Consider the following 19015-nt stretch of genomic DNA (forward strand, 5'->3'; position numbering starts at 1 on the left):
TTCACTTTTACACTCATTCATTCTTTCACTCTTTCACTCTTTTCATTATGCAACGATTAACCGTGGCCGGTCGGCTACTCATCACGGCACTTATTCTGGCCGCTGCTTTCTTTGCTTTCCGTTATTTTGGTGGCAATGCCGCTTTACGCAAGCTGGCACCTAAAGACAAGGAATATACTGAATCGGAAACAATGCCCCGCGCCGATAATAAAACGGCCGAAGGAGCCGTAGAAGAATCATCGGCTACCTCCTCAGAAGCATCTTCGGGCTCGTCGGAAAGTGAAGCGAGCGATCAGCCCCGGCAGAGTTTCACGTATACAGCCCCCGAGCCGCAAAACGGTCAGCTTAAGGGCGTTGTTGAACTGGGAGCCAGTGGCTTCAACTCGTTCATTGTCCGAATTGATGACCAGAAACGCTGGAAACTGGAGAAGGCTGAATTTGGTAACAGTCTTGTTATGGAAAATATGGCCAGTGATCAGGATATTCGGACGGGCTTGAAAAGCTACATTGGCAAAATGCTCGATTTTGGCGTAGGTGGCCGGAACATCCATTTTGTTGTCAGTTCAGGGGCGGTAAAGGCAGAGGGAACCCAAAAGATCATCAATGTTCTCAAATCCCTTAACTATTTCGTAAACACGGTAACACCCGAAAAGGAAGGCTCGCTGGCTTTGCAGGCGGTACTTCCCGCCGAGTATGCTGGCAATTCCTTTGTGACTGATATTGGCTCCGGCAACACCAAGATTTCCTGGAAAGAGGGCGAGTCGGTAAAGGCCCTTGAAACCTACGGAGCGAAATATTATGGGAATGGGACCAGCGATGACGTCGTAGCAACGGAAGTGAAAGCCAAGGCGAAACAAGTACCATCCGATCATCGCAAAACCTGCTTTATCATCGGGGGTGTCCCGTTTGAGCTGGCCAAAGCGGTTCGTAAAGACAAAGAGCGTTACACGGTTCTCGACGCGCCTTCGGCCTATAAACTGGAAAGCGCCAAGTCGAAAGCCGGTTTGAACATCTACAGATCCATCGCCGAAGCAACCGGCTGCAACCAGTTTGTATTTGACTGGGACGCCAACTTCACAATCGGTTATCTGTTGACATTGAAATAGTTCGTCTGATAACAAGCAGCTTCGCCCAAGTCGGTCAGTCAGTACGTGATTGATACAGTAGTATAATTTTCATCGATCCACAACTGACCGATTTAGGCGAAGCCGCTTACTGACTTACCGACTTCTTCCCTTACCACCCATTATGACACTCCGAGATGTATTTGAGGCCTTATCGGGCCAGCCTATTCTATTATTTTTGCTCCTGTCGGCGATCCCGGCAGGAGCTTTTTTAGTTAATGTATGGTCCGGCAATACCGCCGAAGATATCTGGAAATGGCGATACATCTATGCTGTCCTTGTCTATCTGGCCTGCATTCCCGGCATCTTCGCTTTTACGTTAAATGTCTATCTGTTTCTATTTGAGCGGCAAAGTATATGGGACATGAATCTGGCACTTCAAGTGCTTCCCATCCTGACAATGGTAGCGACGCTCCTACTCATTAAACGAAAAATACCCTTTGCTTATATTCCCGGTTTCGGTAAGCTATCTAGTTTTCTGACACTGATTGCGGCTGTGATGGGTATTTTGTGGTTCATTGACCGCACCCGCATCTATGCCATTACGTATGTACCTTTTACGTATATTGTTATCGGTTTCATTGGCCTGCTGCTGATCATCCGCTTTGCCTGGAGCCGAATTTTCTGAGTTCTACTCTCTGACCATGTCCATAAGGCACTCTCATACAGAAATTTGCCTAATGAAGGTCATTTTACCATGGCTCGTAGACCATACACGTGATAGTCCGTTTTATTTTAATTCTGTTCGTACTATTGACCGCTCTCTGCAGCTGTCGATTGATCCCTGATGCGTTACCTGAGCCAGACTACAGTTTCTTTCCGCTGGAGACAGGCCGATATATTATTTATGATGTTCAGGAGAGCCTTTATTCCTCGAACGCAACCCCCACCCTTCGAACATTTCAGGTAAAAGAAACCACAGGCCCGGCCTACACCAATGTAGCCGGGCAAACCGCTTATAAACTCATTCGCACTCGTCGAACAAATGAGACTCAACCCTGGCAGTCAGATTCAATTTGGTCGGCTCGGTTAATTGGCAATGAGGGGATTCGGGTCGAAAACGGTAAAGATATTGTTAAACTACTGTTGCCCATTGCCCATGGGCAACAGTGGAATGAAAATCGATATAATTTATCCGGTCTGTCCAACGTTGAGCTACGCAACGTTGGACAGACATTTAACGTATTGAATAAAGAGTTCAGTGAGACCGTATCGGTGGTTGGCCGGGATGATTCAACCCTGGTGGCTCAGGAGAAACGATTGGATGTTTACGCCCGGCAAATCGGGTTGATCTATAAAGAACGCACCGATCTCCACTTTTGCACCGACACCCCGGCTTGTATCGGGAAAAATCAGATTGAGTATGGCTTTCGACAGATTTATCGCATTAAGACAATTGGAAAGGAATAAACGTGGCTTGCTTCTGGTGCTGTTAATTTTCTGCCAGTTAACGGGATTTGGGCAAACAACGCGCAAATACCTCGTGTTGCTGCGCGACAAAGCAAATTCCCCTTATAGCCTAAACCAACCCGAGCAATTCCTCTCGCCGAGATCGGTGTTGCGTCGGCAGAAACAGAACATTCCGCTTCAGGAGCGCGATCTACCGGTCAATCCAACCTACGTCGCGCAGCTTAAACAGGCAGGGGCCAAAATCTGGTTTACATCACGCTGGCTCAATGCTGTCCTGATCGAAGCCACCGAATCAACTATTGCGGCCATCCAGAAACTCCCTATTGTGAAAGGCCTTGAATTTGGCCGTTCGCTGGCCAGTGCCCGCCAGAGCGCTGAAAGTCAGCGCAAATCGATTGGTAAGTTTCAGTCATCTGCGGGTGAAACTGACCTTCCTTTAGATTACGGGAGTTCTCAGACCCAGATCACTCAGCTAGGCGTCGACCAAATGCACCAGCAGGGTTATCATGGCGAAGGCATGCTTATTGGTGTGCTTGACGCCGGGTATCAGAACGCCAACAAAGTCAACTTTCTGAAACCGCTCTTTGACGAGAAACGGATAGTAGCCACCTACGATTTTGTTAAAAAGGAAACGAGTGTATACGAAGATGATTCGCACGGACTTTCGTGCTTATCGGCCATAGCGGCTACCGCCGACAAGCAACTGTATGGTACCGCATACAAAGCGTCGTTCATCCTGCTTCGCACAGAAGATGCCGCAACTGAAAAGCAAATTGAAGAAGCCAACTGGTTATTAGGTGCCGAATATGCTGATAGTACCGGTGTTGATGTCATCAGTTCCTCTTTGGGCTACACTGAATTTGATGACGCTACCACTAGCTACACATACCAGAATATGGATGGCAAAACCGCCCTGTCGAGCCGGGCGGCACAAATAGCCACCCAAACCGGCATGGTTGTGGTTGTGGCCGCTGGCAATGAAGGCAACAGCGCCTGGCGTTACTTATCGGCCCCTTCAGATGCCTCCGCGGTGCTGGCCATTGGAGCGGTTACACAAGCGGGCGTTCGGGCATCGTTCAGTTCGTTTGGGCCGTCGGCCGATGGCCGGGTGAAACCGGATCTGGCCGCTCGTGGGCAAGGAACGATTATTGGAAGTCCGGGCGGTTCGATCGTATCCGGCAATGGAACCTCTTTCGCGACACCATTGGTAGCCGGTTTAGCGGCTGGCTTCTGGCAGGCACACCCTACATTAACAGCCGCCCAGGTCACCCAGGCGCTTCGGCAGTCGGGGAGTCAGTATGGCAGTCCCGATAGCCAGCTGGGGTATGGCATTCCTAATTTCGAGCGAGCCTCTGTTATTTCTGATGCGTTCGGAAAGCTACTGATCTACCCGAACCCCTTTACTGACAGTGCTCCGGTTGGGGTTCTCTGGGGTGACATTGATCCCAACACGCCCATTGATGCCACGTTAACCAACGCAGCGGGCCGGGTGGTTTGGCAGCGTCAATATACCTTTCCCGGCCAAAGTGCCTTCACCCTGCCCGACTTGAATTTATCGGCAGGCCTGTATATCATGACGCTGGTTTCCGGCGATAAACGACGAACGGTAAAACTGATTAAACAATAATTCAGGGTGATGGTCTTCGGCTCACTTCAGCCAGTCAGAAGCTAAAAAATCAATCCCTTTATGAACAGAAATTCAGGAAAGATTGGCTTTGTTTGGGAATAAATCGGGGCGGCTGTAGTGGCCAATAACATCAAAATCGAGTTTACTCTTCAGGACTTCATCCAGCTCAAGTTCAGCGACGAGTATGCCTTCTTCCTCCCAGAGCGGTCCGGCAATAAACTCTCCCATGGGCGAAACGATGGCACTACCGCCCCGGCAAAGCCAATCGTCATCGTCGGAGAGTAATGCCTGATAAGCCGCCGGGTAGTCCTGGCGGGTAAATACCTGGTTGCACCCCAACACATAACAACGGCCCTCGCAGGCAATATGCTGAAGGGTGGCCGACCAGGTAGGCCGGGCATCGGCTGTAGGAGCCAGGTACAGTTGAGGAGCCTGCTCGTAAATACGCATGCGGGCCTGCGGCATATAGTTTTCCCAACAGATCAAGCCGCCCATCCGCCCAATTTCAGTATCGAAAACCCCCATCGAATGTTCGCCAGTTCCTTCTGCCCACACCAGTCGTTCGACGCCCGTTGGTTTAATTTTCTGATGTTTGCCAAGGTAGCCCTGCGTTGGCGAAATATAAATGAGGGAACAGTAGAGACTTCCGTTCAGGGAATCTTTTTCGGTTACACCAATGGCCAGAAAAACGCCATATTCACGGGCTATCTGTTCCAGCCGACTCAGTTCAGGAGCCGGAACCTGCAAGCTATTTTGCCAATACGTTTTGTAAAGTTCGCGACCGGCGTCGGTCCGTTGGCCAATGGATGCCCCGAATGTAAACTTACGGGGGTAGCCGGGGATGAACGACTCCGGGAACAGTAGAAACTGACACCCTTTCGAGGCACCTTCGGCTACTAAAGCTTCCAGTTTATCAATCGTTTTGTTGATGTCGAAAAACACCGGAGTCGCCTGCACAACGCCAACTTTAACTTTCATAACTTGCCTTTTAATAATCTGGCAAAGGTAATCAGGTAAATGGTTGACCACTTACCCCAACAGGAATTCAGGAGCCTGTCAACGAAAAAGGTTGGTCCAATCCGTTAAACATGCCAACCAGGCAACTATACTGTTTATAAGCTTGATGCGGGTTTGGGTTCAATAAAAATGGCTAACCAGGTTCTGCGTGCCAACCGGAAGAAATAAGGGGTCAACAGGATAAGCGTTGGTACCAGACCGATGAGGTAATAATCCAGATCAATCTCCATCCCTTTTACAAAGATGAAGAAAGTAAGCAGGATGTACAGCGTATACAGGGCGTAACTAACAAACATCGATGCCCAATAGAAACCGGGTTCGGGCATGAAATTTTCACCACAATGGGGACAGTGATCATGCATTTTGTCAAAATTGCGACTGAAAGCACTGTTCGACACAAAGAAATTTCCCTCCTGACACCGAGGGCATTTATTAAAGAGAATGCCGTGAAACCGGCTATGATTGGACATGATTCTGGTTTGTTTATCGCAATTAAATCGGTAGGTGGTCACCCCGACTATTGCCATTAATCGTTCACAAAGGTATCGTTTGGCACACATTTTAGTGAACACAAATCAAAGCGGCTCTGGTACAAATCAACGATCAGACGGTATTGTCAGGAAAGTTGATTTATCTAAAAAGCAAACGGGCCAACTGAAGTTCAGTCGGCCCGTTTGTCTAAAATTTGACAGTTAGTTTCCTATGGTCGTACTATCTGCCTGGCGTTTCTTAACGTAATAATCCTCTCCTGCTGAGGTAGCAGGTGTTGGTTCGCTTACGCGCTGTATTTTGTAATTCCGATTTACTAAACTAGCTGATGGTGTGTGGTCGACAGTAATACCACCCACAGGTTGCCGTGTGGGCATCTGGTTTTTATAATTAGCCAGGCGAGTATCGCCCGGATTTGGCTGTTGCACGGTTATACTGCTTTTACTTTCCCAACGATTCGCAGCAGCAGCCATATTAGGATGCTTATAATTGTGGGTCGAATACATCGGATTGTTGAGCGGTTTTTTTACCCCGCTATCCTGCGAGAACGCTTGCTCTGACACCGCCAGTAGGCTGATGCCAATAAGCAAAGAGAAGACTGATTTCATGGCTATTTCTGTGGTTTTGTTGTCTGACAAAGCTAATAACTCTTCAGATTAAAAAACAATTAAAATAGCAACTAGGTTTTTAGTTTTTCTTTATTTTGTCCAACATTCTTAATATTGAAGCTGAATTAATAACAGATTTGGCCATTTCTACAGTAAACCACTGAATATTTTCAATTTCATCTGAATAGCCGAACGCTTCTTTCGGGTCTGCTTCCAGCAAAAATCGAATATCGTAGTGCAAGTGTGTCGGCACCTCCTTCCGCTCGGGAATTTCATGGGTATCAACATCGAAGATTGCGTTCGATACCAGCGTTAATGAAGTTAATCCTGTCTCTTCCTGAGCTTCCCGCAGGGCTACGGCCGACACATCCGGATCACCATCGGCATGCCCGCCGGGTTGTAGCCAGCGGTCGAGCTTTCGGTGATGAATGAGTAACACCTGTTGCCTGTCGGGGCTGGTTATCCAGGCGGAACCAGTTATGTGGCCAACCCGCAGTGAGCGCTCAAAGCAGTCAGGCTGGGTGCGGACAAACTGAATTGTTGCTTGTGTCATCGCCTGTTCAGTCTCATCGGCCGGATGGTGTTGCTGAAGCAACGTAAGGAGTGGCTTGCGATACATACATTGGTTTTTTGGGTAAAAAAGTCGCAATTTGGTGCTGTTTTTTAAATAGTCTATAGACAATCATGCGCAAAATTTCGCTGACAGCGGCTACACTTTGTTTAGCCGCACAATTAACCACCGCACAAATAAAATTACCTTCACCCAGCCCCGGCGCTACCATCATGCAATCCGTGGGTACCACCGATCTGACAGTTTCTTATTCCCGTCCAAGTCTCAGAGGTCGCGAGCCTTTTTCTGGTTCTTTTGTACCAGCCGGTAAAGTATGGCGGACGGGGGCCAATGGTGCCACCTTATTCACAACCTCTACTGATTTGATGGTGAACGGCAAAACTTTACCAGCGGGAAGCTACGCCATCATGTCGATTCCTGCTGCTGATGCGTTTACGCTGATCTTTAACAAAGACAAAGCGGTTACGGAAGCCACGTACAAACAGGATCAGGATGTGCTTCGGGTCGATTTACAGCCGATGGAAAACAGCGAAAAGGTCGAAACATTTACCATCGCTTTTGGCGATCTGACGGACAGTACGGCCAAACTGAAATTCATGTGGGCAAATGCGAAAGCTATCGCTGATTTGCGGGTTGATGTCAATGCCAATGCGGCCGCAAACGTGGACAAGGCTGCCGCCGAGAAGCCCGATGATGCAGCTGTACTTCAGGCAGCCGCCAGCTACAATGTTTCGAAAGGGCGTAATCTCGATCAGGCGCTGAGCTGGATCGATAAGTCGATTTCTAAACAGGAAAATTTCCGCAACCTCTACATTAAATCCCAGGTTCTGGCCAAAATGGGTAAATATGTCGAAGCGTTGCCGCTGGCAGAAAAAGCCCTTTCTCTGGGACAATCGTCAAACGATCAGTCATTTCCATTCTTTAAAGAAGGCATTGAAAAAAGTGTTTCTGAGTACAAAGGAAAGCTTCCTGCTATGCCTGCCATGAAAGCCGGCAAGGGCAAAAAGAAAGCTTGATTAGGGCTGTAATTCTTAACTGCACAAAAAAAGGTGACCCACATGGGTCACCTTTTTTTGTGCGTAATCCAATCTGAATAAGCCTTGGAAGGGGTAGTCAATGGAGAGTCATCAGGGCATTAAGACAAACGGGTTTGGCAGGTCGCTTTCGCTGGATATGCCGAAAGATAAAATTGAAAAAAATTGACGTTATATCGACAATAATTTAATTTGTATATCTTTAGTTTTGACTCGAAAATTGCCTGATTAGTATGTAGGCGGTTCTGTATTTCCACAAGCTTTCTTAAAATAATGGATCAGGAGACACCCAATGCCAGCGAGCTGACGACCGAATTTTTAGGTGGCTTGTGGTTCTGTATTGGTCTGTCAATCCCCATCCTTATTTTCTCAACGGATATTCAGAATTTGTTAGAATACGAACTTGAGCTTCCAGCTCGTGATTACCTGCTGTTGCTCTGGAGTACGGTTCTTTATGCGTATGGGAGTTGGCTGTTTGGTATTGGTTTAGCGGTGGATTTGAAAAATCGAAAACTTTACTGGCAGATCGTCTGGAGGGTCATATCCATATCTGGCTATTGTATTCTCGTAGTTTATGTTCTGCTATTAGGAGTAGAATTATTCTGGCTGATAGCCATCTTTTTTGACCTGCTTCTTCTATATAATTACCTGAAAATGAAAGTCCGGCAGGACTGATCCCGTCAAGGAAAGGTGTTTTGGTAAAATTGACATTGAATGTGTTGATCAATCTCCAACAGCATGACGCTAAACGGTTTTTAGTCAACGCCAATGTCTACTTTTTCCTTAGTCACTTTCTGAATTACCCAGGCAATTCCTACGACCAGCAGACAACCAATCACATTCAGCCATAAAAAAGCGGTCAGGTCCAGATACCAGCTAATGATTACCAACACCTCCGCTATGATCGAAGCCCAGAACGTTGCCCGCCCCCCAATTGACTTCACATAAAAAGCAACGACAAAAACACCCAGAATCACCCCATAAAAAAGCGAGCCCAGGATATTGACGGCTTCAATCATGCTCCCCAGTCGATTGGCAAACTGCGCGACGAAGATGCAGAATATCCCCCACCCTACGGTTGCCCAGCGAGACACCTTTAGGTAGTGCGCGTCATCCGAATTGTCCTTGATGAGTCGTTTATACACATCCACTACCGTGGTCGAGGCTAGGGAGTTGTATGCCGAAGCGATACTGCCCATCGACGCGCTGAAAATAACGGCAATCAACAGGCCAATTAAACCATGTGGCAAGTAGTCGAGCACAAACCGAAGAAAAACATAGTTGACATCATTGGTATCAGCAGCCGGATTATTCTGTTTGATTAGCTTGGTCACGTCTGATTTAACGTCCTTCAAGGCAGCATCCGTTTCCCGAAGTACTGTCCCGGCGGCATTCTGGGCGGCTTCATTTTTCGTTTTCAACGCTACCTGCATATCCAGCACCGCCCGCTGCCGCTGGGCCGTCAAATTCTGATGTTTGATTTCGGCAACCTGGTAGGCCGGTGCGTATTTGCTCTGCTTTAACCGGTCGGTTTCCTGCTTGTTAAAAAAAGTCGGCGAAGGATTATACTGATAAAATACAAATACCAATACCCCAACCAGCAGAATCAAAAACTGCATCGGCACTTTCAGAAGGCCATTCATCAGCAATCCCAGCCGACTCTGGCCGATGGTCTCACCCGTCAGGTATCGCCCAACCTGCGATTGGTCGGTGCCGAAATACGAAAGCTGTAAAAAGAACCCGCCAATCAGCCCCGACCAGAGGTTATATCGACTGTTGGGGTCGAATTTTAGATCAATCAGGTTCATCCGTCCGGCTTCGCCTGCTACGTGGAGCGCATCCACAAAACCAACACTTTCGGGCAACATCTTTACGGTCAGATACCCCGCCAAAGCCATGGCAAACGTCACGATGGCCATTTGTTGAAGATGCGTATAGGAGATCGCTTTGGTACCTCCCGTTACGGTATATACGAGAACGATTCCCCCCATCAGCAAATTCGTCCAGTAGATGTTCCAGCCAAGAATTGTGGAGAGAATGATGGCAGGTGCATAGATCGACAGCCCCGTCGAAAGCCCTCGCTGAAGCAAAAATAAGCCTGCCGTTAACGTTCGAACCCGGACATTGAAACGGTTTTCTAAAAACTCGTAGGCCGTATAAATCTTAAGCTTATGGAAGATCGGAACAAACGTTACCGATAGTACAACCATGGCTAAGGGTAAGCCAAAATAAAATTGAACGAAGCGCATCCCATCCGAAAACCCCTGTCCCGGAGCTGATAAAAAGGTAACCGCACTCGCCTGCGTTGCCATAACGGATAAGCCGACATGGTACCAGGGCAGCGACTGACCCGCCAGCAGGTATTCATCCATACTTCGACTACCCCGGCTGCGAATGAGACCATATACGATAATGCCTGCCAGGGCTAATACTAATACACTCCAGTCAAGAATACTCATGAAAGCCAGCGCATTAGTATGTAGAATAATAAGATCTCAGCTACAAGGCAGCCAATGACAATCGCATAGAGTTGAGTCCACGAACGGGCAAAGGGAGGTAGATCGGCAGGGTTTTCGGGCATACAGAAATGTCTTATCTGACAATAACGGCGAAATTAGGGTAAATCGGTGTATAAAGGTTCAAACTGGCGGTCACTGTGTTAAGTAAATGACGAACAACGCGCCCTGTGTGGCTGCCTTACCAATCCCCCTTCCCGTTACCGCATGGTAAACGGTGGTACTGAGAGAAGCTTTGCAATTTACGGGCCAAAATAAGACGTTGACGCTAAGAGCACAAAGCGCTGACCATTGAACATCGGGGCCGGGTCATTACTACTCATTCGGCAAGAACAACAGTTCAGGGATTAGTCTGCCCAATTGATACATAGAACCCTTTCTGAAACGCCCGCCGTCGGCCAATTTCGACCTGTCATTTGCTGGACACTTCCTCTTTTTTAAATCCTTTACACATCATGAAATCAATCAGAAAATTCGCACTGATCGCCCTGGCGGGCGTGAGTCTTGTCAGTACTTTAACCAGTTGCGCTACGATACTCGGGGGCCGGGTAACGGACACTCAAAAACGAAGACCCATGCCGGGAGAACCACAACGACAAGTTCGGGCAGGGGCGCTCATAGCCGATATTATGCTGTTTCCGCTCATCAGCATTCCGGTTGATTTTGCTACGGGAGCCATTTACAAACCCAAACAGCAGGCTGTAAGCCAGATGAATCAGGCAACGCCATCGATAGCGACCAGGCAACACTCAAAACAGTAATTCACAGGTTAGGTTAGGCTGGAATCCCTGGCGCGTTTGTCGTACCAGGGATTTTTTCAATCCCGACGGATGAAGCCGTTGACGAAATTCAGGCAACATTCATTTTTGCCAGTTTGTCCCCCACTTCTTCCGTTTCACCAACATTTCACATAGACATACATCCAGAGTTCGGGAATTTTGCTTCGTCAGTAAAGCAGTGGTTTACAACCCAGGTCTGTGACTGACTCTCCAGAACAGTAAACAACAACTATTATTTTTCAAGAACCCTCCTCGGCCCTGCGGCCAATGTAATCCGTTAACCCCATGAAAAAGATCATGAAAATTACCGGCCTCGTTGTTAGTGGGATCATCCTGCTACTGGCTGGTTTTTGCACCTATATAGCGGCTGTTGGTGTACCCGCCTACGATCCACCGTCTATCCCCGACCTTAAAATAGACCACACACCTGCCCGCATTGCCCGAGGGGAAGTGATTGCCCAGATTCAATGTATGGAGTGCCACGCCAACAGCGAGAATCGGCTGACCGGAAAGTACCTGTCTGAGGTACCCGCGATATTTGGAAAGCTTTATTCAAAAAATATTACCCAGGACAAAGAAAAAGGGATCGGAAACTGGACCGACGGTGAGCTGATGTACTTTCTGCGTACGGGTGTTCGGCGTGATGGCTCCTACGCTCCCATGATGCCCCAATATCCGAACACGGCCGACGAAGACCTGAAAGCGGTCATCTCCTGGCTGCGTTCAGATCGTTTTCCGGTTCAGGCCTCAAAGGAAGAAGGCCCGGCTTCTAAATTTAGTTTCGTGTCGAAAGTCCTGACTCACACCTTGATCAAGCCCATGCCCTACCCCCAACAACTGATTGATCTACCCGACAGTACCGATCTGGTAGCCCTCGGCAAGTACACGGCCGATGCCATTGGTGACTGTTATGCGTGTCACTCGGGTGATCTGATTGACCAGGATAAACTGCACACGGAGAAAACGAAAGGCTATTATGGCGGAGGTATTCAGATGGTTGGCGAAAAAGGTGAACCCGTCATTACGGCGAACCTGACGTTCGATGAAAAAACGGGTATTGCTAAAAAGTATACGAAAGAGCAATTCATTCAGACCGTTAAAAGCGGTGTCAGACCTGACGGCAGTATTCTCAGGCAGCCTATGAATCCCAAGCCCATGCTGTCAGAGCGGGAAGTGGGCGCTATATACGAATATCTGAAAACGGTGCCGAAGATTCAGAATGATATTTCCCAAAAGAACATTGACCTTCAATTGGCGAATAAATAGCCTTCGTTTTCTAATCGGGAATCAATTATTTTGTGAACTGACTATATGGATATAGTATAACTTGTTTTCAGAACGAAACGGGCTTGTGACAGCAGGAAAACTAATGGTCTAGATCCTTTACTATCCGGTTACGATCGAGAAAATTTTGACATGAACGATGCAACAACTGAATGACAGGTGGATGCGAATCCTGGGGGTTCCCGTACTGGCGCTGGTGGGACAATGGGTGATGTACGGCTATACTAACCTGCCCTACCCCGATGATTGGCGAAATCCACTGTTATTTATGTTAGGCTCTATTCTGGTTTGGGAATGTAATCGGCGGGGCATTATTAGATCCCGAAAGCGTTATCCAGAGTTGGCGCAGACCGGCCAGCGGGTTCTGTTTCAACTAATCTGGTTCATTGTTTTTGCCAGTATCGTACGCGTTTCGCAGACCTTTATTTACCACCAGATCGGCCTTTTCCCCACAGAAGACTATTTATTGTTTAAGCCTTATTTTTTCAATACACTGGTATCCGTTGTGGGTACTATTCAGTTGGCTATCGTTTTTGAGGGGATCTACCTTTACGAACGCTGGAAAGTAGCCTATATGGAAACTGAAGAACTAAAAAAAGCAAATATTCAGAGCCAGCTTGACGCCCTGAAAATGCAGATCAATCCCCATTTTTTGTTTAATAACCTAAATTCTCTGTCCTCGTTAATTTCCATCGATGCCGAGCAGGCAGATATGTTCCTTAATGAACTTTCATCCGTGTACCGATATATGCTTCAGCAAAATAAGCGTGACCTTTGTCCGCTGTCCGACGAGATGAACTTCATCCATGCATACTTCCACTTACTCAAAACCCGGTATGGAAATGCCATTTATATGGAATCAAGCGTGGAGCCAAAATACCTTTGTTACCTGATACCAACCCTTACCCTACAACTCCTCTTCGAAAATGCGATCAAGCACAATGTCATTTTAGCCGACCGCCCGCTTACCATTCGGGTCTTTACGAAAGAGGGGCGACTGTTCGTAGAAAATAATCGTCAGGTAAAGAAAGTAGTCGTTCATTCAAACCGGATCGGTTTGCAGAATATTATCATGAAGTACAAATTACTCGGGCAGTTGTCCGTAATCATTCGGGACGAAGACAATATGTTCTCCGTCAGCTTACCCCTGCTCCCCCCCCTTGTCGACTCGATATAAAGTCTGTCGAAACAAAGCGAATGATGCCTCCCTGCTGATTCTTTCCGCTTCCTATCAAGTCTCTGCGTATATTTGTTTTGCTTCATTTGTCAACTTTATATACAACCATGAATCAAGTCAACAAGCAGAAAAATCGGCATTTGCTGGTTTTAGCCATTATTTTGTCGGTTTTCATATTCCCTTTTGCGGGATACAGTCAATCAAAAAGTGCTTCCAAAACCCCTAATGCCCTTTCTGCCATTAAAGAAAGCGACATCAAGCGAGACCTTTTCGCGCTTGCCGGGGATCATTTCCGGGGACGGGAAGGTGGCTCCCTCGATGAATTAAAAGCATCCGTCTGGATTGCCGACCAACTTCGGGCGATGGGTCTGCAACCCGCTGGCGATGATGGTACGTTCTTTCAGTTCTTCCACATACAACGAACCCGGATTACCGAAACCAGTCGGCTCAATATTGGCTCTCACCAGCTTCTACACGGTCAGGATGCGTTTATTCTGGCCCCGGCCATTGCATCGGTCGATGCACCGCTTGTTTTCGTGGGCAAAGGAACCCCCGAAGATCTGGCGAAAGTTGACATTAAAGGAAAAGCCGTAGCCCTGGAGTTTTCGGGCACCGGACCGGCTGAAATCAGCTACCGCCGGTATCTGTTCGGTACCATGAGCCGTCGGGCTTCGGAACTGGTAAAAGCCGGTGCGCTGGCCGTAGTATGGGTGTCGGATGCAGCCGCCCAATCTTACTATGAACGCTGGACAACGGGTCTCGAACGGGGTCGTTACGACCTGCCCGGTGGCCCCAACACCCGCGTTTTTTCGCAGGCCCCTACCGTTTGGCTACCGGCCGATGCGCTGGAATGGGTAAAGAAACCAGGGCAGCAGTTTACCAATGTCGTCAACGTCGAAAGCTTCAACTACCCCTCAGTGAATATCGTGGCTAAGGTGCCGGGCACCGACCCAAAGCTCAAAGACGAATATGTGCTGTTCAGCACGCACCAGGACCATGACGGCGTTCGGCGGGCGGTAGCCGGTGACTCAATCTGGAACGGGGCCGACGATAACGCCAGCGGCTGTGTGGCCACGATGGCCATTGGCCGGGCCTTTGCTCAGAAGCCCGGCAAGCGGTCAGCACTGATCGTTTTCCACGGGGCTGAGGAGCGTGGCCTGCTTGGCTCGCGGTATTATGTGGAACACCCTACCGTACCCAAAGGCTCGATTGTGGCTGTTCTGAACGCCGAAATGATTGGCCGTAACGCCCCCGATAGTGCCGCTATTCTGGGGCAGCAGCCTCCTCACCGCAATTCAACCGATCTGGTCAATGCGGCACTGGCAGTCAACCAAAGCGACGCTCACTTTAAGCTCGACATGTTGTGGGATAAACCCGATCATCCGGAAGGCTGGTATTTCCGGTCGGACCACCTCCCCTACGCGCGAGCCAATGTACCGGCCATTGCTTTTACAACCCTGCTCCACCCCGATTACCACACGCCGAAAGATGAACCCGACCGCATCAACACCGAGAAAGTTACCCGCATAGCGAAGTGGATTTACCTGACGGGCTGGGATGTCGCCAACCGTCCGGATCGGGTTCGGGTCGATCCCGGATTTAAGTTAGAACGATAGAACACTTCCCAAGAAACAGCCGTATCCCGGTATATTAACCAAAGCGGCCCGGAGGACACAAAGGGGTAAAACTCCCTGTGTTCTCCGGGCCGCTTTGGTTAATTGCTTTTACTTCGTCGCTTTGAACGAACAAGCTTTAGATTACTTACGCTTATCGGCGACCGCCCCCACCATGGAAACCACCACCGCCGTGAAATCCGCCCCCAAAACTTCCGCCCCCGAATGAGCGCATGCCCCCACCGAAACTCTGGGTACGGAAACCACCGCTATTCACGGAGGGGGCCGCTACCCGACCCCCGCTGAACCCACGACTGGGGGCGCTGTACTGTCGGCCATTCGTTACCCAGTTACCGCGTGATGACTGGAAACCGGCTGTAGGACCAAAAGCACGATGGGCCGCAGACATGAATCCTGCATTGGCAGGAATATAGCTTCGGTTCAGGCCGGAGTAACGGGTATAGAACTGATTATATCGGCCATATAGATGCGGATAGGCCGAGTACCCTCCCCTGAAGAACCAGTTCGAGAAGCCATAAGAGGGCAGCCCAAATACGACCGTATTCCCGCCTAATCCCGTATAGAAACCGGTGCCATACCACCAAGCCGATGGATACCACATGGCTGAGGTGTACCAATACGGATAACCGAACCAGAACGGATACGGATTCTGGTAGTAATTTGAGGTATTGACCCAGGCCGGGTTTGGGTTGATGCCGCCGGTTTTATAGCCGTTAGCCTGAGCATACGCCTGACTAGCCTGCTGCAATTCCTGACGCGCCTGCGGGTCCTGATTCAGCTGATTTTGATAGTCAGCCAGTTCTTGTTGTTTCTGGGCTTCCAGTTTATCGTGCAGGGTTGTCATTTCCTGGGTTATCTGATCGGGATTAGCCTGATACGCCTGTGCCAGCTGCGCCGTTTGATCGGGTTGATCGGTGAGAAGGGTCAGCACATCGGGCATCTGAATCAATTGCCGAAACGCCTGTTGCGTTTGATTGTCCAGCGGACTAATCAGATTTTCAAACGCTTGCTGTGCCTGTTGATTCAGGTTATCGACCTGAACCAGATCGTTGTGGTGGTGCCGATAGAGTTTCCAGGCCGACGTCTGAGAGTCGGCAGGCAGACTTTTGGTCAATGCCTGAATCTCCGGTTCGCTGGCTCCCGACGGCATGGTTGCCAGTTGGTGCAGAAGATCGGGGTAACGAGCCAGATCATAAAACCAGCCCTGCTTCGTCTGGCCGTATGACTGAATCAGGTTCGTAAACGCCTGCTGACTGTTGGCCCGTTGCTGCGCCAGGCCATTTAAAATCTGTGGCTGTGTACTGGCTAACAGAACCGACTGACGAACATCGTCCCGATACGAAGCGATGGTTGAAAAAAGGGTCTGTTCGTTGGATTGCGTAGTTTGCGGCTGTTCGACTTGTGGGTCTTGGGCAAAGGTGGGTTGCCATCCTGCCACCAACAGACCAAGGGAAAGCATCACTGCTTTGGCCGGGATACTGGGGATGAACGTTTTCATGTTTTACTCTCCTTACCGGAGTTATAATTGGTGAAATGAACGATAACAAATAAGTAGTCAGCAGGCTGGACAGGCCGTTAAGCATGCGTATTAACAGGGTCGGTCTGTTCTGTTTTCCTGACTGTATTAAGAACAAAAAAAGCCCTCTACTTGAGATAGAGGGCGGGTTAATGTTCAATTAAATAATCTGCGTCATCGCTTCCTGTCTGGCACAATCAGTTCTTTTTCCCCGGTGGAGGCTGTTTGAGCCACGCCAGATTGAACTGATAATGGACACTGCTGCTCAGGAGGTGAATCGTATTGTCGGGCGTTTGGGTCATGGCCAGATACCCCTTGGGTTCGGCGTGGGTAGCGTCCATTTGGAAAGCCCCTGTCCAGGCCCCTCCATTGAGGTAATGCTCGTTGCCATCCGTAACCAGTTTTTTGATGGGCCAGGTCTTGCCTTCATCGAACGAAACAGCTGCATACATACCGTACCCTTTATACAGCGTACCATTGGCCCCTTTAAATAACATACCGGCTTTAGGTCCCTCCCGTTCGTCGGGGTGGTGGGTGAAAGAGACCAGCAAAATCGGGCCCTCGTTGAGCCGGTACAACACCAGCCGCTGGCCGCTCCAGACTGGCGGGAACTCCGATGCCGAATACGTCCAGGTCTTACCCATATCGGCTGAGCGGCTCATCGGCATGCGCAGGCCAACGCTATCGGGACCCGGAATATCGTCTTTGCGGCCAAATGCCAGTAAACTTCCATCAGCCAGTTGAACGAGGCCCGTATGTATGCCCGCGATTAAACCCCCTGTCGCCCCTGATTTGAACACGGGTGTTTGCGGATCCGTATAGGGCTTCACCCATGTCTTACCCCCGTCTTTACTAACGTGGATGGCACTCCCCCCCGTCGGGCCCGGTTCAGCATCGGCGGGTTGGATGAGCCAGCCTTCCCGCGTCTGGATCATACCAGCGATCACCTGGTTGCGTTTCGTATGCTCAGGATTAGCCAGAACCGGTGCCGACCAGGTCGCGCCGTTATCCTGACTGGTCCGCAATACCACCGCCAGATCCTGCCAGTCGCCGTCTGTTTCAACGCCATTCATGTGATAGAGCGTACCTTTTTTATCATACAGCAGTGATGCTCCTGTCATGTTCCGGTCGGGCACTTTGAAAAACTCAGACGGGTCATCCCAGACCGGCGAGCCAGCCCGCAACCGACTGGCCAGCACGGTCATTTCCCGGCCCGATTCCTCTTCGGTAGAAAACCAGATCGCCAGTAGATCCCCATTCGGACACCAGGTAACCGCGGGTTGATGGTTGTGGCTGTAAAAAGGAACCGCTAGCTGGCAGTCGGGCTTGTGAATATACCGCTCGGGCTTTTTGAAAAAGGGTTGTGTAACAGGTACCCAGTTATACCGTTTCTGCGACACATTTTGCCCGAAATTGGGCGTTTTCAGGGCAGGCAGCGGCTTCGTGACGGGCATGGCGGCTTCAACTACCCGAAAGCCCACCATCCAGCTTTTGTCTTCCGGAATCATGGCCATACGGTTAGCCGATCGCAAAAACGAAACAGGCGTCCCGTGGCTTCCACCACGGCTTACCCGAAACAACCCACTCGCCCGGCCAACCGGGTCCGTCTGTTCGCCGGACTGGTACGGCCCGTACCAGTCCAGACACCATTCTTCTACGTTTCCATGCATGTCAAATAGCCCCCAGGGGTTAGCCGGACTCCGGCCAACCTCAAGAGAGACGACCACCGGACTTCGTTCCGTTTTCTGGCTTTTATGGAAGGCTGTCGGCAAACTTTGACCGGTCCAGAAATTACTGACCGTTCCGGCCCGACAGGCGTATTCCCATTCAGCTTCCGTCGGCAGGCGATAGAGTTTCCCTTCTTTTTTAGATAACCAGTTACAAAACGCAACAGCATCGGTATAGCTAACCTGAACAACGGCTTCATTATCTGCCGTGGAGAACCCATTTTTTCCCCGTAACGCTTTATGCCCTGGGTCGAAGGCTTCATATTGCGCATTGGTAATTTCTGTGGCAGCCATACGAAAGCTAGTCGTAATGTGCACCCGATGCACCGGGTTTTCATCCACATCCTTACCCTCTCCTTCTGAGCCCATATAAAATTTTCCGGCAGGAACTGTCACCAACGACATACCGATTGAATTGGTCTGCTGGGCCAGGGCATTCAGGGTAAAAAACGTAGTTATGGCAAGGGTACTGATAATTTTCATTTTGTGACTGAGCGTTTCA

Annotated in this window: 17 protein-coding genes; 10 read left to right on the forward strand and 7 right to left on the reverse strand. The window is 49.4% G+C overall.

All coding sequences use genetic code 11. From position 1 onward, the window contains the following. Positions 1-47: 47 nt before the first annotated feature. From ACYVK4_RS16145 to ACYVK4_RS16160, 4 genes are all read left to right on the forward strand, one after another. On the forward strand, positions 48-1106 hold the full coding sequence (locus tag ACYVK4_RS16145) for a hypothetical protein (RefSeq protein WP_461128549.1): 1059 nt from the start codon (positions 48-50) through the stop codon (positions 1104-1106). Positions 1107-1248: 142 nt separating this feature from the next. Then, positions 1249-1752 carry a hypothetical protein gene (locus ACYVK4_RS16150; RefSeq protein ID WP_461128550.1) on the forward strand — a complete coding sequence of 168 codons (504 nt, stop codon included), beginning with the start codon at positions 1249-1251 and terminating at the stop codon, positions 1750-1752. Positions 1753-1901: 149 nt separating this feature from the next. After that, positions 1902-2534 (forward strand): hypothetical protein, encoded by a 633-nt coding sequence (locus tag ACYVK4_RS16155; RefSeq protein ID WP_461128551.1) that lies wholly within the window; start codon positions 1902-1904, stop codon positions 2532-2534. Continuing rightward, complete coding sequence (locus ACYVK4_RS16160) at positions 2488-4161, forward strand: S8 family serine peptidase (RefSeq protein WP_461128552.1); 1674 nt, start codon at positions 2488-2490, stop codon at positions 4159-4161. The genes ACYVK4_RS16155 and ACYVK4_RS16160 overlap by 47 nt, the downstream gene beginning before the upstream one ends. 72 nt (positions 4162-4233) lie before the next feature. Here the strand turns inward: ACYVK4_RS16160 and ACYVK4_RS16165 are convergent, their stop codons facing one another. The 4 genes from ACYVK4_RS16165 to ACYVK4_RS16180 form a co-directional block, all read right to left on the reverse strand. Then, positions 4234-5139 carry a carbon-nitrogen hydrolase family protein gene (locus tag ACYVK4_RS16165; RefSeq protein WP_461128553.1) on the reverse strand — a complete coding sequence of 302 codons (906 nt, stop codon included), beginning with the start codon at positions 5137-5139 and terminating at the stop codon, positions 4234-4236. A gap of 134 nt (positions 5140-5273) precedes the next feature. Next, positions 5274-5540, reverse strand: coding sequence for a DUF983 domain-containing protein (locus ACYVK4_RS16170; RefSeq protein WP_461128554.1), 267 nt, complete (start codon positions 5538-5540; stop codon positions 5274-5276). A gap of 330 nt (positions 5541-5870) precedes the next feature. Next, positions 5871-6275 carry a hypothetical protein gene (locus ACYVK4_RS16175; RefSeq protein ID WP_461128555.1) on the reverse strand — a complete coding sequence of 135 codons (405 nt, stop codon included), beginning with the start codon at positions 6273-6275 and terminating at the stop codon, positions 5871-5873. 79 nt (positions 6276-6354) lie between these two features. Next, positions 6355-6894, reverse strand: coding sequence for an NUDIX hydrolase (locus ACYVK4_RS16180; protein WP_461128556.1), 540 nt, complete (start codon positions 6892-6894; stop codon positions 6355-6357). Between the two features lie 65 nt (positions 6895-6959). Between ACYVK4_RS16180 and ACYVK4_RS16185 the strand changes: the two genes are divergently transcribed. Continuing rightward, positions 6960-7862 carry a DUF2911 domain-containing protein gene (locus tag ACYVK4_RS16185; protein WP_461128557.1) on the forward strand — a complete coding sequence of 301 codons (903 nt, stop codon included), beginning with the start codon at positions 6960-6962 and terminating at the stop codon, positions 7860-7862. 291 nt (positions 7863-8153) lie between these two features. Then, complete coding sequence (locus ACYVK4_RS16190; protein ID WP_461128558.1) at positions 8154-8555, forward strand: hypothetical protein; 402 nt, start codon at positions 8154-8156, stop codon at positions 8553-8555. Between the two features lie 80 nt (positions 8556-8635). On the opposite strand, the gene ACYVK4_RS16195 is transcribed toward ACYVK4_RS16190, so the two are convergent. Beyond that, entirely contained in the window at positions 8636-10339 is a 1704-nt protein-coding gene (locus tag ACYVK4_RS16195) for a sodium:solute symporter family protein (RefSeq protein WP_461128559.1), read from the reverse strand. 512 nt (positions 10340-10851) lie between these two features. Between ACYVK4_RS16195 and ACYVK4_RS16200 the strand changes: the two genes are divergently transcribed. The 4 genes from ACYVK4_RS16200 (at position 10852) to ACYVK4_RS16215 (ending at position 15252) form a co-directional block, all read left to right on the forward strand. Beyond that, positions 10852-11157, forward strand: coding sequence for a hypothetical protein (locus tag ACYVK4_RS16200; RefSeq protein ID WP_461128560.1), 306 nt, complete (start codon positions 10852-10854; stop codon positions 11155-11157). 303 nt (positions 11158-11460) lie between these two features. Further along, the gene (locus tag ACYVK4_RS16205) at positions 11461-12441 is read left to right on the forward strand and encodes a c-type cytochrome (protein WP_461128561.1); all 981 of its coding nucleotides are present in this window, start codon (positions 11461-11463) and stop codon (positions 12439-12441) included. A gap of 157 nt (positions 12442-12598) precedes the next feature. Continuing rightward, the gene (locus ACYVK4_RS16210) at positions 12599-13636 is read left to right on the forward strand and encodes a sensor histidine kinase (RefSeq protein WP_461128562.1); all 1038 of its coding nucleotides are present in this window, start codon (positions 12599-12601) and stop codon (positions 13634-13636) included. 107 nt (positions 13637-13743) lie between these two features. Next, positions 13744-15252 carry a M28 family peptidase gene (locus ACYVK4_RS16215; protein WP_461128563.1) on the forward strand — a complete coding sequence of 503 codons (1509 nt, stop codon included), beginning with the start codon at positions 13744-13746 and terminating at the stop codon, positions 15250-15252. Between the two features lie 151 nt (positions 15253-15403). Here the strand turns inward: ACYVK4_RS16215 and ACYVK4_RS16220 are convergent, their stop codons facing one another. Together ACYVK4_RS16220 and ACYVK4_RS16225 are read right to left on the reverse strand one after the other, a co-directional pair. Beyond that, on the reverse strand, positions 15404-16768 hold the full coding sequence (locus ACYVK4_RS16220) for a coiled-coil domain-containing protein (protein WP_461128564.1): 1365 nt from the start codon (positions 16766-16768) through the stop codon (positions 15404-15406). Positions 16769-16983: 215 nt separating this feature from the next. After that, positions 16984-18996 carry an SUMF1/EgtB/PvdO family nonheme iron enzyme gene (locus tag ACYVK4_RS16225; protein WP_461128565.1) on the reverse strand — a complete coding sequence of 671 codons (2013 nt, stop codon included), beginning with the start codon at positions 18994-18996 and terminating at the stop codon, positions 16984-16986. Positions 18997-19015: the final 19 nt, after the last annotated feature.

It is taken from the genome of Spirosoma aerophilum (assembly GCF_054782495.1).

Bases quoted from the DNA above. Each gene is read 5' to 3' on its own strand.
- ACYVK4_RS16145 (WP_461128549.1), top strand. From the start codon at position 48: ATGCAACGATTAACCGTGGCCGGTCGGCTACTCATCACGGCACTTATT.
- ACYVK4_RS16150 (WP_461128550.1), top strand. From the start codon at position 1,249: ATGACACTCCGAGATGTATTTGAGGCCTTATCGGGCCAGCCTATTCTA.
- ACYVK4_RS16160 (WP_461128552.1), top strand. From the start codon at position 2,488: ATGGCTTTCGACAGATTTATCGCATTAAGACAATTGGAAAGGAATAAA.
- ACYVK4_RS16165 (WP_461128553.1), bottom strand. From the start codon at position 5,139: ATGAAAGTTAAAGTTGGCGTTGTGCAGGCGACTCCGGTGTTTTTCGAC.
- ACYVK4_RS16170 (WP_461128554.1), bottom strand. From the start codon at position 5,540: ATGCATGATCACTGTCCCCATTGTGGTGAAAATTTCATGCCCGAACCC.
- ACYVK4_RS16175 (WP_461128555.1), bottom strand. From the start codon at position 6,275: ATGAAATCAGTCTTCTCTTTGCTTATTGGCATCAGCCTACTGGCGGTG.
- ACYVK4_RS16180 (WP_461128556.1), bottom strand. From the start codon at position 6,894: ATGTATCGCAAGCCACTCCTTACGTTGCTTCAGCAACACCATCCGGCC.
- ACYVK4_RS16185 (WP_461128557.1), top strand. From the start codon at position 6,960: ATGCGCAAAATTTCGCTGACAGCGGCTACACTTTGTTTAGCCGCACAA.
- ACYVK4_RS16190 (WP_461128558.1), top strand. From the start codon at position 8,154: ATGGATCAGGAGACACCCAATGCCAGCGAGCTGACGACCGAATTTTTA.
- ACYVK4_RS16195 (WP_461128559.1), bottom strand. From the start codon at position 10,339: ATGAGTATTCTTGACTGGAGTGTATTAGTATTAGCCCTGGCAGGCATT.
- ACYVK4_RS16200 (WP_461128560.1), top strand. From the start codon at position 10,852: ATGAAATCAATCAGAAAATTCGCACTGATCGCCCTGGCGGGCGTGAGT.
- ACYVK4_RS16205 (WP_461128561.1), top strand. From the start codon at position 11,461: ATGAAAAAGATCATGAAAATTACCGGCCTCGTTGTTAGTGGGATCATC.
- ACYVK4_RS16210 (WP_461128562.1), top strand. From the start codon at position 12,599: ATGCAACAACTGAATGACAGGTGGATGCGAATCCTGGGGGTTCCCGTA.
- ACYVK4_RS16215 (WP_461128563.1), top strand. From the start codon at position 13,744: ATGAATCAAGTCAACAAGCAGAAAAATCGGCATTTGCTGGTTTTAGCC.
- ACYVK4_RS16220 (WP_461128564.1), bottom strand. From the start codon at position 16,768: ATGAAAACGTTCATCCCCAGTATCCCGGCCAAAGCAGTGATGCTTTCC.
- ACYVK4_RS16225 (WP_461128565.1), bottom strand. From the start codon at position 18,996: ATGAAAATTATCAGTACCCTTGCCATAACTACGTTTTTTACCCTGAAT.